Consider the following 15,694-nt stretch of genomic DNA (forward strand, 5'->3'; position numbering starts at 1 on the left):
TCTTAAGTTTTATGACTGATGTCAGCACGGGGTTGTGTGTTTTGTAGCTCGGCCGCTTGACGTAATTTTGCTTCGCGTTTTTGACGCTGGGCTATTTGTTGCTTAATTTTTTTATGATCCGTGATACTCGAAAACACTAATAAGGCTAAAGCCAACATACTAACGCCATAGGATAACCAGACATAAAATCCATAGCCGCCCATAGCGATAAAAGCACTGAAACTATCAAACTGCATGCGCTTTCTCCTCAGTAGCCACTAATTCACGTACCCAAGGGCGCATACTGTTACGATTGAGTATTTCGCTGCGAAAACGTAAGCAGATTAACGCTGTGACTAAAAAAGCAAAACCAATAAAACAAACCAAAAATGGCCAAAACATATCTGCAGTCATCGAAGGTTGGCCTAGCTTACTCACGGTTGCCCCTTGATGCAGGGTGTTCCACCACTCGACAGAATATTTAATAATCGGTAAATTAATCACTCCCACTAAGGCAAGAATACCGGCTGCTTTGCCTGCTAAATTTTTATCTTCAAAAGCATTATGTAAAGCAATAACGCCCAAGTATAAAAATAATAATATCAGCTCAGATGTCAGTCGGGCATCCCAAATCCACCACGTACCCCACATAGGCTTGCCCCAGGCCGCACCGGTAATGAGGGCGATAAAAGTAAAAGTCGCGCCGATAGGTGCCATGGCAGCCGCTGTGGCATCAGCAAGTCTTAATTGCCACACTAAGCTAGATAACGCCGCAATGGCCATGCCTAAGTATATACCCATAGACAACATCGCCGCAGGTACATGTAAATAGAAAATTCTAAAGGTATCACCTTGTTGATAATCAGCAGGGGCAAATAGTAAGGCCCAAGTAATACCAATAGCTAAAAAAACAAAGGCTAGGCGCGCGCACCAAGGTAATATTTTACCCGCAAAATGATAGCTAATCTCAGGATTTGCGTAAGGGTGAAGCCACTTCCACATCATATTAATTTGTACTCACTTTCAGCGCTGCACTTACAGCAAATGGGGCCAAGGTTAACGAGGCAAAAAATATTGCCGCGATTATAGCAAGTTGTCCGTTATAAGGTAAGTTCATTGCCGCAGTATCGATTGCGCTAGTGGCAAAAATAAGTACGGGAATGTACAGCGGCAGTACCAACAAGCTGAGTAATACCCCACCTTTTTTAATGCCAACGGTTAAAGCAACGCCAATAGCGCCAAGCAAGCTCAATACCGGCGTGCCCAGCAATAGTGTTAGCATGAGCGCACCATAACTGTGCTCATTTAAATGCAGTAATACCGCGAGCAGTGGCGCAATAAGTATTAATGGTAAGCCAGTAAGCAACCAATGTGCAACAATTTTAGCCAGCACTAATATAAATATTGGCTGCGGACTTAATAGCATTTGTTCTAGTGAGCCGTCTGCGTAATCAGACTTAAATAATCTGTCCAGTGATAGCAAAGTGGCGAGTAAAGCCGCAACCCAAATAATGCCTGGGGCAATGCGTGATAACGTTGTACTTTCTGGGCCAACGCCTAACGGAAATAGCGTGACGACAATAACAAAGAACAATAAAGGATTAATAATGTCGTCGCGATGACGAAAAGCGATCATCAGATCTCTTTTAACAATTAAGCCAAAGGCCGCGCGGTAAGAAACTTGTGTCATAAATGATGACCCTAATAAAAACGATAAGCTAAAGTGACTTTCTTTACTCGCTCTGCGGGTAAAGAGAGATCTTGATGAGTGGTTAATATCACACAGCCACCGTTGTCAGCATGTTGTAAAAATAATTGTTCTAATTTTTCCACGCCTAACTTATCAATAGCGGTGAAGGGTTCATCTAAAATCCAAATTTTAGCTTGGCTTTGCCATAAGCGAGCTAAAGATATTCGACGGTGCTGTCCTGCACTTAAGTGAGCAGCTAGCGCATCCTCAAAGCCAAGTAAGTTAACTTCTGCTAATGTCGCCTCGGCTGTTTCAGTATTTAGGCCATGTAAAGCCAGATTAAACTCGAGATTTTCTTGTGCGGTCATCTCGTCTTTAACACCGGGTAAGTGACCTAAATAAAGTAAATCTTGATGGAATGCTTCACGGTGTTGCGTAATACTTTCATCTTGAAAATAAACCGTACCTTCATAGGGTTGAGAAAGCCCAGAAAGAATACGCAACAAACTGGTTTTTCCAGCACCATTTGGCCCTTCAACTTGCACAATATCGCCTGCGGTAATGTTAATATCAAGCGTTTCAAACAACAGGCGGTCGCCACGTATACAAGCTAATTTACTAGCACTTAGTAAGCTATTGGTGTTCGGCGTAAATACTGTGTTTTCGCTGTGTAATCTGGACAAACTTTTTCACTTAATTGTTACGTGTAGGCATGGGGTCATGGCACTATTGAGATGATAATAACCTAATTAACCGACTAGCTTTTGATTTATGTCATTAGGTTGTAATGCGTGTTTCAGGTTTTATTATAATTGCTGCAAACACATTGCAGGCTACTATATCGTTCAATAAAGCTGAGTAACAGTTTTTCCGCACCGCTTTGTTAATAAGGCTATTTAATTTTTAATAAGTGATCAATTTATTGCTCCAATTCGTATAATAGCGGATACAATACATAGCACATTATCATCAGCACGGATAATTCCTTTGCTGAGATAATTACGATAATATGTCGGCAGAAATAGCCTTAAGAAGGAAGCTCATGAAAAATTTATTGTTGATTAGCATTATTGCTTTAACAAGCTTTACCGTTAAAGCGCAGGCCGAAGTCGATATCACTAAAAACATTAACATCGACCCTTCAGCACAATGTTTAGCATTTATGCAACACAGTGAAAAAAAATTGCATGCTAAAGAATTGCTTGATCTTTGTCAGTTAACGGCGGGTAAGGCAATGTTAATTGTCAATACGGCTAGTCATTGTGGTTTTACTCCACAATTTACAGCGCTCGAAGCTTTGCATAAAGAATACCAAGAGCAAGGATTAGTGGTTATTGGCTTTCCTTCAGATGACTTTTTTCAAGAAGAAGATGACGAAAAAGATACCGCTGATATCTGTTTTGTAAACTATGGCGTAACTTTTACTATGTTATCGCCTGTGCATGTATATGGCAGTGAGGCCCATCCTATTTTTAAAGCATTAGCGGAAAAAACCACTGCACCTAAATGGAATTTTTATAAGTATTTAGTTAGTGCGGATGGTAAAACGGTTAAGCACTTCAACAGCCGCGTAAAGCCTGATTCAGACATTTTTATCAATGCCATTAACGAAATATTATAGAGAGAATTATGTCAAGATATGCAGGCCAAAGTAAAAAAATTCATGATTGCACGACAAAAACGGGCGTATTATTAACTAATTTAGGCACACCCGATAGCCCAACACCAAAGGCACTTAGGCGTTATTTGGGCGAGTTTTTATCTGATCCACGAGTAGTGGAAATTCCTCGCTTGATTTGGTTTGTGATTTTACATGGCATTATTCTTCGAGTGCGGCCAAAGAAATCAGCTAAGTTATATGAAACGGTTTGGACTGAGGAAGGTTCGCCTTTGTTAGTGATTAGTAAGCAACAAAAAGCCAAAGTGGAGAAAGTACTCACAGCAAAGTATGGCGATAACGTAATGGTTGATGTGGCTATGCGTTATGGTAATCCATCGATTGGTGATGCTTTAGAAAATTTTCAAAAAAACGGTGTTAACAATATTATTGTTCTCCCTTTGTATCCACAATATGCGGGTCCAACTATAGGGGCAACCTTTGATGCTGTGTTCAATAAAATTAAAAAATGGCGCTGGATCCCCAGTATCCATTTTCAAAGTGGTTATCACGACAAACCTTTATACATTAAAGCATTAGCGGCCAGCATTAATAACTATATAGCTGAACATGGTAAGCCAGATAAGTTAGTTTTTTCTTATCATGGTATGCCAAAGTATTTTTTAGAGCAGGGCGACCCATACTATTGTTTTAGTCATAAAACCACCCGTTTAGTGGTTGAAGAGCTTGGCTTAAGTAAAGATGATTATGTTATGACCTTTCAATCGCGTTTTGGTAAAGCCGAGTGGCTTAAACCTTATACAGATGAAACCTTGGCAAAACTTGCTGAAGATGGCAATAAGCATGTAGCGATTATTAGCCCGGCATTTAGTGCCGACTGTTTAGAAACTTTAGAAGAATTAGTACACGAAAACAAAGACGTATTTATTGATGCGGGAGGTGAAAAATATCATTATATTCCCGCACTAAATGATGATGATGCCCACATTGACGTTATGCTTGAATTAATAGAACCACATATTAATTAAGTACTCTGCTTCAAAGGCTATAGATAACAAGCCTTATCTTGCTAGCATCATATGGCTTGGTTATTGCTCAGCTAGGCAGCTGTGCTTAAGTAGTTTTTTCTATTGAACTTAACTATTGAATTTAGCTATTGAACTTAAATAGTTGTCGTTTACTTTTCGGCAATTATTTAAATTCTTGTTTATCTTCGTCATTAAAATAAATAATCGATTATTCTGAGGTGGCTTAAGCCGTCTATGCTCGCGTTATCTCCAATCCCAATAATTAATTAATATCGCTGGTCAATATGCGCTTGCATTATTCTACTCGCTTGCACCCATTTCATTATGTTATTACTTAGCTGTGCTGGTTAAAATACACTACGGCTGTTGTGCTCTCAATAACACACGTTAGCTATTGCTAAATCCATCGGCAAGGATTTACTCATGCTGTGAAGCGATCTGTGAAGCGATCTGTGAAGTGATCTGTGAAGCGATCTGTAAAGCGATCTATGAAGCCATGGATAGCGAGTAACGGCCATGTAAGAATTAATCGTGTATCTTGCCTACATAGATGTAGGGACTTATGTTTAGTTTCGAGCAACAACCATGTGCTATTGACTATATCTGCTCATTTATAAGTGCTGATTTACTTATTTCAATGGCCAGAGCTCGTCAGGTTATAAGTTGTATTAATTAGGTTTTTCAAGCGATAAAAACAAAAAAACGAAACATAAGTTTCGTTTTTTATTTAAGCACTAGTTAATACTAAAGCTTATTATGCACTGTAGACTAAGATGCAACTACGTTTTCAGCTTCAGGACCTTTTTGGCCTTGTTTTACGCTGAAAGTTACCGATTGACCATCAGTCAATGTACGGAAACCGTCGCCAGAGATTGCACTAAAATGAACAAAAACGTCAGCGCCGTTTTCTTGCTCTATGAAACCAAATCCTTTAGATTCGTTAAAAAATTTTACTTTACCAGTTACTGTATCAGACATACCAACATTTCTCGCAGGTCAAAAATTAAAGTTTAGCCAAAATGGCCATATACGGAGTAAATGCCCTCTATCTAAAATGTAGATAGAGAAAGGTTTCCAGTAACACATATTAAAGCGTCTAGGCTGATCATAGGTCTTTTGACCAATGGAGCTCTCCTTATCCCGAAACGCAAAAACTCAACGCGAATACATATTAACACATTAGAATTAAGGAATCTCTAAATAATACCAAGATTATTTTACTTTTTTAGCCCAAAAAAAAGCCAGCTAAGAGGCTGGCTTTTATGCTTTATTTTGAATCAGTGATTAAATTTCTGCAATTTGGACTTTCTGGTCAACCATTTTGGCCAGGGTAGACTCAGCATCAGCTAACTTTGCTTTTTCTTTATTGATCACAGCTTCGGGTGCTTTGCTAACAAAACTTTCATTGTTTAACTTAGCACGAACACGGTCTGCGTCTTTTGATAACTTATCAATGGCTTTGTCTAAACGAGCTAATTCAGCGTCTTTATCGATTAAACCTGCCATAGGTATTAATATTGATAAGTCACCAACAACGGCGGTGGCAGACGCTGGACCTTTATCGTCGTCAGACAATAAGGTAATGCTCTCTAATTTTGCTAAGGCACTGATAAATTGCTTATTTTCATTCAGACGACGTTGGTCATCAGCATTAACATGTTTCAGTAGTACCGGTAATGGCTTACTTGGCGTGATATCCATTTCACCCCGAATATTACGAATGGCAACGACAAACTGTTTAACCCACTCTAAATCATCAATGGCGGTTTGGTCACATTGGCTTTGGTCAAACTGTGGAAAGCTTTGTATCATAATGCTATCGCCAGTTTTTTCAAAGTTAGTTAAGGGTACAACGCGCTGCCAAATAGTTTCAGTGATAAATGGCATAATAGGGTGCATTAAACGCAGTAAGCTTTCTAAAACATTAACTAAGGTATGACGAGTGCCACGTTGCTGTGCTTCGCTGCCTTTAAATAATATGGGTTTCGTTAATTCTAAATACCAGTCACAAAATTGATGCCAAGTAAATTCGTATAATGCTTGTGAAGCCAAGTCAAAACGAAAAGCATCAAAGGCTTCATGTACAGTTTTAACTGTTTGTTGTAATTGGCCGATAATCCAACGGTCAGCCAGTGAAAACTCCATTGCAGCACTCGGTTTTTCTGGTGTAGAGCGGCCGCAATCAAATTCTTCAGTATTCATCAGTACATAACGGCTAGCATTCCATAGCTTGTTGGTAAAGTTACGGTAACCCTCAAGACGTTTCATATCCCAGCTAATATCACGGCCAGTGGTTGCCACAGACGTCAAGGTAAAGCGTAAAGCATCAGTACCGTGAGCTTCTATGCCGTTAGGAAATTCTTTTTTGGTCAACTTTTCAATTTTAGCGGCCATTTTAGGCTGCATCATATTACCGGTACGTTTTTGTAGTAAGTCTTCAAGTGAAACGCCATCGATCATGTCTAGGGGATCAATAACATTGCCTTTTGATTTACTCATTTTATCGCCATTTTCATCACGAATAAGGCCGGTCATGTAGATTTTTTTAAACGGTATTTGGGCTTTACCCTTTTCATCTTTGTTGAAATGCATGGTCATCATGATCATACGAGCAACCCAGAAGAAAATAATATCAAAACCAGTAACTAAAACATCAGTAGGATGGAAAGTTTTTAAATCTTCGGTTTCTTTTGGCCAACCTAGGGTTGAGAAAGTCCATAAAGCTGATGAGAACCAGGTATCAAGTACATCATCATCTTGATTTAGTTTCATGTCATCGCCAATCGGGTTATTAGCACGTACTTCTGCTTCTGTACGACCGACATAAACTTTGCCATTTTCATCATACCAAGCCGGAATTCGATGTCCCCACCAAAGTTGGCGTGAAATACACCAGTCTTGAATGTTGTTCATCCAAGCAAAGTACATGTTTTCATATTGCTTAGGGACAAACTCTATTTGGCCATCTTTTACCGCGTCAACGGCAGGGCCCACAAGTTTTTCTACACGTACGTACCACTGGTCGGTAAGTAAGGGCTCAATAATAACGCCAGATCTATCACCGTAAGGGGCAACTAAATCATGTTCTTTTACTTCAACTAACAAACCTAATTCGTCAAACTTAGCTACGATAGCTTTACGGGCGACAAAACGGTCCATACCGGCAAATTCAGCAGGTAATTGTGCATCATATACGTCACACACTTCACCTTTAGTATCATAAACTTCAGCAGTGGCTAATACCGCGGCGTCTTTATCAAAAATATTGATTTGTGGTAATTGATGACGCTTACCGACTTCATTATCATTGAAGTCATGGGCTGGAGTGATTTTTACGCAACCTGTGCCTTTGTCCATATCGGCATGGTCATCACCAACAATGGGAATTAAACGATTAACTAAGGGTAATAAAACCTCTTGACCAATTAAATCTTTATAACGAGGATCTTCTGGGTTTACCGCAATACCGGTATCGCCCAACATAGTTTCAGGTCGTGTGGTGGCAACCACTAAATAATCAAGACCTTCTGCTGTTTTTGCTCCATTAGCTAACGGGTAGCGTAAATGCCACATGTGGCCTTTTTTGTCTTTATTTTCGACTTCTAAATCAGAGATTGCCGTGTGGAATTTTGGATCCCAATTAACGAGGCGTTTACCGCGATAAATTAAGTTGTCTTCATATAAGCGAACAAAGACTTCTTGCACAGCTTCAGACATGCCTTCATCCATGGTGAAGCGTTCACGAGACCAGTCAATAGAGTTGCCTAAACGGCGCATTTGCTTACCGATAGTGCCGCCAGATTCTTCTTTCCATTGCCAGATTTTATCAATGAAGGCTTCGCGGCCATAGTCATGACGGGTTTTGTCTTCTTCTGCGGCAATTTTACGCTCAACCACCATTTGTGTTGCAATACCGGCATGGTCACAGCCTGTTTGCCATAAGGTATTTTTACCTTGCATGCGCTGATAACGAATTAAGGTATCCATAATGGTTTGCTGAAAAGCATGGCCCATATGCAAACTACCCGTCACATTGGGTGGTGGAATGGCAATGCTGTAGCTATCGCCTTCACCTGTCGGGCTAAAGTAACCTTGTTCTTCCCAACTTTTATAAAGGGATTGTTCAATATCAGCGGGGGTAAATGTTTTTTCCATCAGAGTTTCCGTCAGAAGAATTTTAACTTGTTGTATCGATAGTTTGCGGTGCGCTTGCCACTTGGTGAGCGACCTGAAAACCCCATTGACGACAAGTTCGAAAACGATCTCGAGCTTGTTGTTTAAGTGTTTCATCACGGGGTACAAAATCTATCAAATGCGAAAATTGGTGAGCAAAGTTAGGCACCTTGCTGGTTAAATTGATTAAAACCGCACGCCGGTTTGTTGGGGGCTGCCAGCTAATTTCCACGGCAGCACCTTGTTTTGGACCTTCACCAATTAAATTATGTGGTACAAAACTTGTTGGATCAAAGGCCCATAACATTTCATCAATATCATGAGCACTTTGTTGATCTTGAGTATAAATAAATACTCGCTGATTTTGCCGGTAAAAGTGAGCTGCTTGCAGGCAGGCATAATGCAGGTGCAGCTGTGCTTCAGTGACACCTACAATACTACTTTGTTCTTCAATACTGTAGAACATTGCTTGGGTTAGCATGACTTTATTCCGGCTATAAATTCAGTGAAAACTATTCGCCTTGCTCAGCGCCAGAACGATTTAATAAGAACTGCGTTAGCATGCTTACCGGTCGGCCAGTTGAACCTTTGTTTTTACCACCGCGCCATGCCGTACCGGCAATGTCTAAATGCGCCCAATTATATTTTTTGGTAAAGCGTGATAAGAAACAGGCGGCAGTGATTGCGCCGGCTTCTTTACCACCTAAATTGGTAAAATCAGCAAATGGGCTTTCAAGTTGATCTTGATAGTCGTCCCATAAAGGCATGCGCCATGCTCTGTCACCACTTTGCTCAGAAGCGTTTAATAACTCATGCGCGAGTGGATTATGACTACTGAATAAGGCGGTTGCATGAGCACCTAAAGCCACAACACAAGCGCCTGTTAAGGTGGCAACATCAATAACCAGTTCGGGATCAAAGCGCTCAATATAGGTCAAGGCATCACATAAAACTAAACGGCCTTCAGCATCTGTGTTTAATACTTCAACGGTTTGACCCGACATAGTGGTTAAGATGTCGCCTGGGCGATAAGCGTTACTGCTTGGCATGTTTTCACAACCCGCTAAAACACCAATCACGTTGATCGGTAGAGCAAGTTCTGCCAGTGCATGCATAGCACCTAAAACACCGGCTGCACCGCCCATATCATATTTCATTTCATCCATGCCTGCGCCTGGTTTTAATGAAATACCACCACTGTCAAAGGTCAAACCTTTACCGACTAACACTAGCGGCTTTGAATCATCACCAGCGCCATCATATTTAATAATGCTCATCAGTGACTCATTAACCGAACCACGACCTACGGCCAAATATGAGCCCATGCCCAATTCAGCCATTTCCTCTTCGTTAACTATTTTAGTACTGACATTGTCATAGTTGCTATCCAGCATTTGAGCTTGTTCAGCCAAGTAGGCAGGATTACAAATATTAGGTGGCATGTTCGCCACGTTTTTACAGCTTGTTATACCTTTTGCAATAGCCAATGCATGGTTAATAGCACGTTCACCAATCGGTAACTCACGGCGAGTGGGGACGTTAAATACTATTTTACGTAAAGGGCGGCGAGGCTCTTCTTTACGGGTTTTCAAACTGTTAAAGCTGTAGAGGCAATCTTGTGTTGCTTCAATCGCTTGACGTACTTTCCAGTAGGTATCGCGGCCTTTAACATGTAATTCAGACAAAAAGCACACTGCTTCCATTGAACCGGTTTCATTTAAGGTACTGATCGTTTTGCTGATAATTTGGCGATACTGACGTTCGTCTAACTCACGTTCTTTACCACAGCCCACTAATAATACGCGTTCACTAAGAATATTTGGCACATGATGTAATAACAACATTTGCCCTGATTTTCCCTCTAGATCGCCACGGCGTAATAGATTGCTAATATAGCCTTCACTAATTTCATCTAGTTGTTCTGCGATAGCTGACAAACGACGAGGTTCGAAAACACCGACAACAATACAGGCGCTACGTTGTTTTTCCGGACTGCCACTCTTTACACTGAACTCCATGATGTCTCCTAATTTGACTCAAATGCGTATATTTTATTGAAAATATACTATTTATCTTGCTAAAAACAGTAAATAATCGCTAAGCTTGCTTTTAAATGTATTCGGCTAAAGGCTATAATTATAGCCGTATTGCACAGCGTTACCTAGCAAGCTTAAATTTAGTTTAATGCTAAAAATAACAAGTTTACTGAAAAAATGGCTGTATGTCAGAAAAAACTAAGTTTTTATAGGATCACTTTGTGATTATATTTCGTTATTTGCTCAAAGAAGTTGCCAAAACCCAACTTGCGGTATTTCTTGTCATTATGACAATATTTATCAGCAATAAATTCGTTCGTGTGCTTGATGATGCTTCAGAAGGTGGCATTCCAGGTCATTTAGTGATGACATTTATTGGTCTCAAAATTCCTGATCTTGCCGGCATGATTTTACCCTTAAGTTTTTTTCTTGGGGTTTTATTGGCTTATGGTCGTATTTACGCTGAAAATGAAATGACGGTATTGCATGCCTGTGGTGTCAGTGAGTGGTATGTGGTGCGCGTTACCTTAATTCTAGGTTTTGTTACCGCGATTATTACAGGCATATTTACGCTTTATTTGTCGCCCATGGCAGCAGAGTATGAACATCAAGTTAAAGATCAAATTGCGTCTGATTCAGGTTTAAGTTCTTTGATTGCTGGACGTTTTCAAACTACAGGTAATAAAAAAGCAGTCATCTTTATTCATGATAAAAATCGTAATGACAATACTTTTGAAAAGGTTTTTGTTGCGCAGTTGCCTAATGAAAGTACACCAAACGCTAGTGTTATCGACTCTAGCCTAGTTTATGCCGCAACCGGCCAAGTTGTTGAAGAAGAAACTGGCTCGCAGCGTTTAATACTATCAGCCGGTACCCGTTATCAAAATGACATCAAAAATAAAGAGTTTCGACAAGTTTCCTTTGATAAATATTATATTCAAATTCAAGATCAAAAGGTGGCCCACAAACGCCGCAAGCTCAGCGCAATACCAACCGCGGAGCTTTATCAAGCACAAACGCCAGAAACAAGTGCAGAAAGCCAATGGCGGATCGCCTTTCCATTGGCTTGTATCATTATGACCTTGGTGGCCGTGCCATTAAGCGTTGTCAATCCGCGCCAAGGTAAATTTGGTAAAATGCTACCGGCATTGTTACTGTTTTTAAGTTACTTTTTATTACTAACCGCGATTCGTTCAGGGATAGAAAGAGGCTCAGTGCCACAATATATTGGTTTGTGGCCAGTGCACTTTACGGTGCTGGTATTAGGCTTAAGTTTATTGGTTAAAGGCCGAAAAGGTGGTAGGAAATTTAAAGTGAAGAACGCTAAAAATAAGGTTGCTGCTTAATGCGTATTTTAGATATGTACATAGGTCGCGTTATTACCTCTACAACTTTCACCACCTTAGCGGTATTTGTCAGTTTGAGCAGCATTATTAAATTTGTTGAGCAAATGAAGTCAGTTGGCAGAGGTAATTATGATTTGGCCCACGCTGCGCTTTACGTGCTTTATGCTATTCCACAAGACGTCTCGTTATTTTTTCCTATGTCTGCATTAATCGGTGGCTTAATTGGCATGGGGATGATGGCAAGCAGTAGTGAACTTATTGTCATGCAGGCGGCAGGGCTTTCACGTCTTGATATTATTAAATCAGTAATGAAATCAGCATTGTTATTGATCATTGTTAGTATGGCGATTGGTGAATGGCTAGCACCTCAAGGCGAAGCCGCAGCTCGACAAGTGCGAGCTCAAGCCATTTCGGGTGGGAGTTTAATTTCATCAAGCGGCGGCACGTGGGCAAAAGATGGTGACTACTTTGTTCATATAGGTGAAGTACAAGATAAGGGTTCCCTAAAAAACATCCAAATATATCGCTTTAACGAGCAGCTTAAGCTGTCGAGTTGGGTATCAGCAGCTAGCGCCGTTTATCAAAAAAATGCTTGGCAATTACGTGACGTTGTTGAAACCAAAATCGGCGCAACAGAAATTAGTAAAGAAAGCCAAGCCGTGATGTCTTGGCGTTCAACATTAACACCCGATAAACTAGGTGTTGTAACCGTTAAGCCTGAGTCATTATCACTAAGGGGCTTAAGTGATTACTTAGAGTACCTTGAGGCCAACAAACAAGATCAAAGTCGATATTTGCTAGCTTTTTGGCGAAAAATAGCACAGCCCTTTACTTTGGCTGTCATGTTATTGGTGGCACTATCTTTTATTTTTGGTCCATTACGTTCAGTATCTATGGGGGCAAGAATTATGATGGGCGTGGCCACGGGAATTTTATTCTTTATTGTCAATGAAGTGCTAGGATCACTCAGTTTGGTTTACCAGCTACCCGCTGTTTTTGGTGCTTTTATGCCTAGTCTGATTTTTGTCAGTATTGCTTTGTATTTAATGAACAGACGCGCAAGTTAGCAAGATCAAACCCAACAAAGGCTTTGAAAGCTTAGGTTGGCCACCAGAGGTGAAAGCGTTACTGCATTCACCTCGGTTTTTATATTAGTTACAGCCTCAAAATAGTTATAGCCTGCCCCGATTTGCCTCAAGCGTTAAAAGTACCACTTCAGTATCAGTTAAACGGTCTTGTAGACTCAATTTATCTTTTCTATCAAGCAAGAGCGTAAAATTGCCCAAACCTAATAATGTTGGCAATAAGCGTTTTAAAGCGGTGGTTTTAGTGATTAAGCTACCATCTTGATTTTGAACTTTTAAACGCCACGCCTTCATACCTAAAGTTTGGCCGCTTTTAGACCAAAACCAGATAAAGAAAAATGCCACCCAGCTCAGCTTCCAAAGTTCATTGGGCCACAGCAACCAATAAGTATTTGTGATGGTATCGCTTAAGTGCTGATAACCTTGCAAATCAAAAATGCCAAAATGAATCATTAATGAAATAATTAAAAAAGAAGCTGCACCAGCGCTCATGTAAACAGCGATTGTAATTAAAGCATCATACAACCATGAAGCCAAACGACGTCGAAAGCCTGCACGAGGAAAAGGTGAGTTAGAAGTTAAAGACATAGCCACATCAATAGAAAAATTTGTACTAGTTTAACAAAAGGCCTATAAAAGTATAAGTAAGAGAGCGACATTTTTAATTTCCAGACAGAACTTAAACAAAAACAGATGAAATATTAAGTGCTTAGAATATAAAACAGGAGCTTTAATAATAACCACTATTTGTACCCAATAGCGGGTTGGAACTGACGATAGCAGACAACTGGATATTAGTTGCAACCCAAGGACAGTGATATAGTGAGTACTTAAAAAATTTACACCAAGCTTTGTATCTGGCCGTTACAAAAGTTGATCAGAGAAATTTTGGAGTTTTACTCACATCTAAAAGCAAAGCGATTAGTGTTGAAACAGCTCTTGAATATCATATAAACTTTATTCGCTAGAGCAAAACTAAAGCGGTGGCGGTAAATCTAGCGCATTGCACAAGACCACAGTTAAGCGAAAATCTATTTAACAAAATTTACCGAGCCGCAGGTATCAAGCATACTTTTTTTGATAATATCTTCGAGACCAGAATTTGGTTGGAAAAACAGCTAAAATTGGTACAGATTGTAGCTTGATGAACAAATAATCAGCACTTAAGTAATAATGAAAGAAAAACTATTGCTAACAGGATTATTTTTCGTATAATGCTGTTGTCTTCAATAAGGCTTTATATTATTGAAGTTATAGAAAAGAAATGCCAGCGTGATGAAATTGGTATACATGGGGGATTCAAAATCCCCTGTCGAAAGACGTGTCGGTTCGAGTCCGACCGCTGGTACCATTCTTCCCTTTTCTTAAAGGGCTATAACACAAACAACCGACAATAAATGTCGGTTTTTTTGTGCCTAAAATTTGATGAAATTACGCTGTATTTTAGTGTTTTCTTGTCTTACCACTTTATCAAAACTAAATGTTCCATGCGTTGAGCTTGCCTTAAACAGCATTTTAGCTTTTGCCTCGTTACAATTGGATTGTCAATTTCATAAATAGTAGTTCATCACTTGTTAGCGAAAATCTTTACCTCTTAATGAGTAAACCTATCCTAGCCGTTAAGCTTTTCTTTGTAAGCCTGCTTAGGAAAGTAAATGATAAAGTAAAATATTAGCTTTCCTGTTGAGCATTGCAGTAAACAAAGGCCAGATTTTCTCGCAGTATAATATGGCATTTATAAAACGCATTCTGTTTATAAAAAATGCTAGGTGACTCTCAGTAGCATAGTTGTAACCTAGCGTTTTTCCACGATGTATTTCTTATTCATAGCTCACAACTATAAGGTGCTGTTATAGCGCTAAGTAATTTATTTGCTAACGGCTGTCTCATTTGAACATTATTACTGAGACCATAAAAAATGAATTCTTACAATGGTGATACTGAAAAGTTAGTGTGAACAATATGCAAGGTGCTTTTACCAAGTTAAAAGCAATACCTATATAGAGGTAATGAGTTGAACCTAATTTTATAGACTTATGGCAGTATAGCTTTAAGATAATTAAGCCAAGCATAGACGAGCCATAAATCTAATAAAAATGAACCGAAGTGACGCATTCAAATGAGTTTGCTTGGAAATACCATTTTATTGCCAAAAATCTACCAGGTGTAAATGTACTCCCTATCAATGCAATCATGTTTCCTAGTATTCAACAGTTAATAAACTAAACTTCTATCTAGCAACATGAGTTTAACGATACTGTATACATCTGTAGGGTTTTAATACCGATGTGAGTCCCTGTCATTGAATGGACTATATATAGGAGTAGAGTTTTATCTTTTTAAGAGATTAATATAGTGGTTTGGAACTTTTTGTTGGTTAAAACAAGATAAATTGATAAAAAATATATCTATAAAGATAAAGTCATCCTAAAGAACTCTTTAATTAAGTTGATAACTATATATGTTATCGATTAAAAAATAACAATAACGTTGCTTTAATAGTCAGTCACAGCAGGGGTTGCTTAATTAAAAGGCAAACAGTCATTTAATCGCAATTTAATTGATATTAGGTGTTGACGTGAAGCCAGAAATCTCTAAAATGCGCTCCAGTTCTAAGGGGTAACCCCAAAGAGCTGTTTTAATAAGTTATCTTATTCAGTTCAAGCTGATTTGGTTAACTTAACGTGATAAAACGAGTTGTTTGAAAGTTAAAAAAACTTTTAAAATAAAACGAAATAA

Annotated in this window: 13 protein-coding genes and 1 tRNA gene; 5 read left to right on the forward strand and 9 right to left on the reverse strand. The window is 39.4% G+C overall.

Annotation, left to right across the window (positions count from 1 at the left end; all coding sequences use genetic code 11):
* Positions 1-2 precede the first annotated feature (2 nt).
* Genes ccmD through ccmA form a run of 4 tightly spaced genes read right to left on the reverse strand, consistent with a single transcriptional unit; the run spans position 3 to position 2,352 of the window.
* Positions 3-236, reverse strand: coding sequence for a heme exporter protein CcmD (gene ccmD, locus H4J61_RS04635; protein WP_182184059.1), 234 nt, complete (start codon positions 234-236; stop codon positions 3-5).
* On the reverse strand, positions 226-981 hold the full coding sequence (locus tag H4J61_RS04640; RefSeq protein WP_182136563.1) for a heme ABC transporter permease: 756 nt from the start codon (positions 979-981) through the stop codon (positions 226-228). The genes ccmD and H4J61_RS04640 overlap by 11 nt, the downstream gene beginning before the upstream one ends.
* A gap of 4 nt (positions 982-985) precedes the next feature.
* Positions 986-1,669 carry a heme exporter protein CcmB gene (gene ccmB, locus H4J61_RS04645; protein WP_182136430.1) on the reverse strand — a complete coding sequence of 228 codons (684 nt, stop codon included), beginning with the start codon at positions 1,667-1,669 and terminating at the stop codon, positions 986-988.
* A gap of 11 nt (positions 1,670-1,680) precedes the next feature.
* The gene (ccmA, locus tag H4J61_RS04650; protein WP_182184061.1) at positions 1,681-2,352 is read right to left on the reverse strand and encodes a cytochrome c biogenesis heme-transporting ATPase CcmA; all 672 of its coding nucleotides are present in this window, start codon (positions 2,350-2,352) and stop codon (positions 1,681-1,683) included.
* 359 nt (positions 2,353-2,711) lie between these two features.
* Between ccmA and H4J61_RS04655 the strand changes: the two genes are divergently transcribed.
* Positions 2,712-3,290 carry a glutathione peroxidase gene (locus H4J61_RS04655; RefSeq protein ID WP_182184064.1) on the forward strand — a complete coding sequence of 193 codons (579 nt, stop codon included), beginning with the start codon at positions 2,712-2,714 and terminating at the stop codon, positions 3,288-3,290.
* An 8-nt stretch (positions 3,291-3,298) separates the two neighbouring features.
* Positions 3,299-4,315: a ferrochelatase gene (gene hemH / locus H4J61_RS04660; RefSeq protein WP_182136427.1), complete on the forward strand. Its 1,017-nt coding sequence runs from the start codon at positions 3,299-3,301 to the stop codon at positions 4,313-4,315.
* A gap of 768 nt (positions 4,316-5,083) precedes the next feature.
* Here hemH and H4J61_RS04665 read toward each other — a convergent pair.
* The 4 genes from H4J61_RS04665 to pepA all read right to left on the reverse strand — a co-directional run bounded on the left by H4J61_RS04665 (position 5,084) and on the right by pepA (position 10,506).
* Complete coding sequence (locus tag H4J61_RS04665; protein WP_146879877.1) at positions 5,084-5,293, reverse strand: cold-shock protein; 210 nt, start codon at positions 5,291-5,293, stop codon at positions 5,084-5,086.
* A gap of 306 nt (positions 5,294-5,599) precedes the next feature.
* A complete protein-coding gene (locus tag H4J61_RS04670; RefSeq protein WP_182184066.1) occupies positions 5,600-8,470 on the reverse strand; it encodes a valine--tRNA ligase in 2,871 nt (956 codons plus the stop codon).
* Positions 8,471-8,492: 22 nt separating this feature from the next.
* A complete protein-coding gene (locus tag H4J61_RS04675) occupies positions 8,493-8,969 on the reverse strand; it encodes a DNA polymerase III subunit chi (RefSeq protein WP_182184069.1) in 477 nt (158 codons plus the stop codon).
* 31 nt (positions 8,970-9,000) lie between these two features.
* The gene (pepA, locus tag H4J61_RS04680; RefSeq protein WP_182136424.1) at positions 9,001-10,506 is read right to left on the reverse strand and encodes a leucyl aminopeptidase; all 1,506 of its coding nucleotides are present in this window, start codon (positions 10,504-10,506) and stop codon (positions 9,001-9,003) included.
* Positions 10,507-10,745: 239 nt separating this feature from the next.
* Here pepA and lptF point away from each other — a divergent pair, with 239 nt between their 5' ends.
* Complete coding sequence (gene lptF, locus H4J61_RS04685; protein ID WP_182184071.1) at positions 10,746-11,870, forward strand: LPS export ABC transporter permease LptF; 1,125 nt, start codon at positions 10,746-10,748, stop codon at positions 11,868-11,870.
* Positions 11,870-12,937: an LPS export ABC transporter permease LptG gene (gene lptG / locus H4J61_RS04690; protein WP_182184074.1), complete on the forward strand. Its 1,068-nt coding sequence runs from the start codon at positions 11,870-11,872 to the stop codon at positions 12,935-12,937. Before lptF ends, lptG begins: the two co-directional genes overlap by 1 nt.
* Positions 12,938-13,042: 105 nt before the next feature.
* Here lptG and H4J61_RS04695 read toward each other — a convergent pair whose 3' ends face one another.
* Complete coding sequence (locus tag H4J61_RS04695; protein WP_182184076.1) at positions 13,043-13,543, reverse strand: RDD family protein; 501 nt, start codon at positions 13,541-13,543, stop codon at positions 13,043-13,045.
* A gap of 678 nt (positions 13,544-14,221) precedes the next feature.
* On the opposite strand from H4J61_RS04695, the gene H4J61_RS04700 reads away from it, so the two are divergent.
* Positions 14,222-14,306, forward strand: a tRNA-Leu gene (locus H4J61_RS04700).
* Positions 14,307-15,694 lie beyond the last annotated feature (1,388 nt).

Source organism: Colwellia sp. MB3u-4 (assembly GCF_014077065.1).
Lineage (GTDB): Bacteria > Pseudomonadota > Gammaproteobacteria > Enterobacterales > Alteromonadaceae > Cognaticolwellia.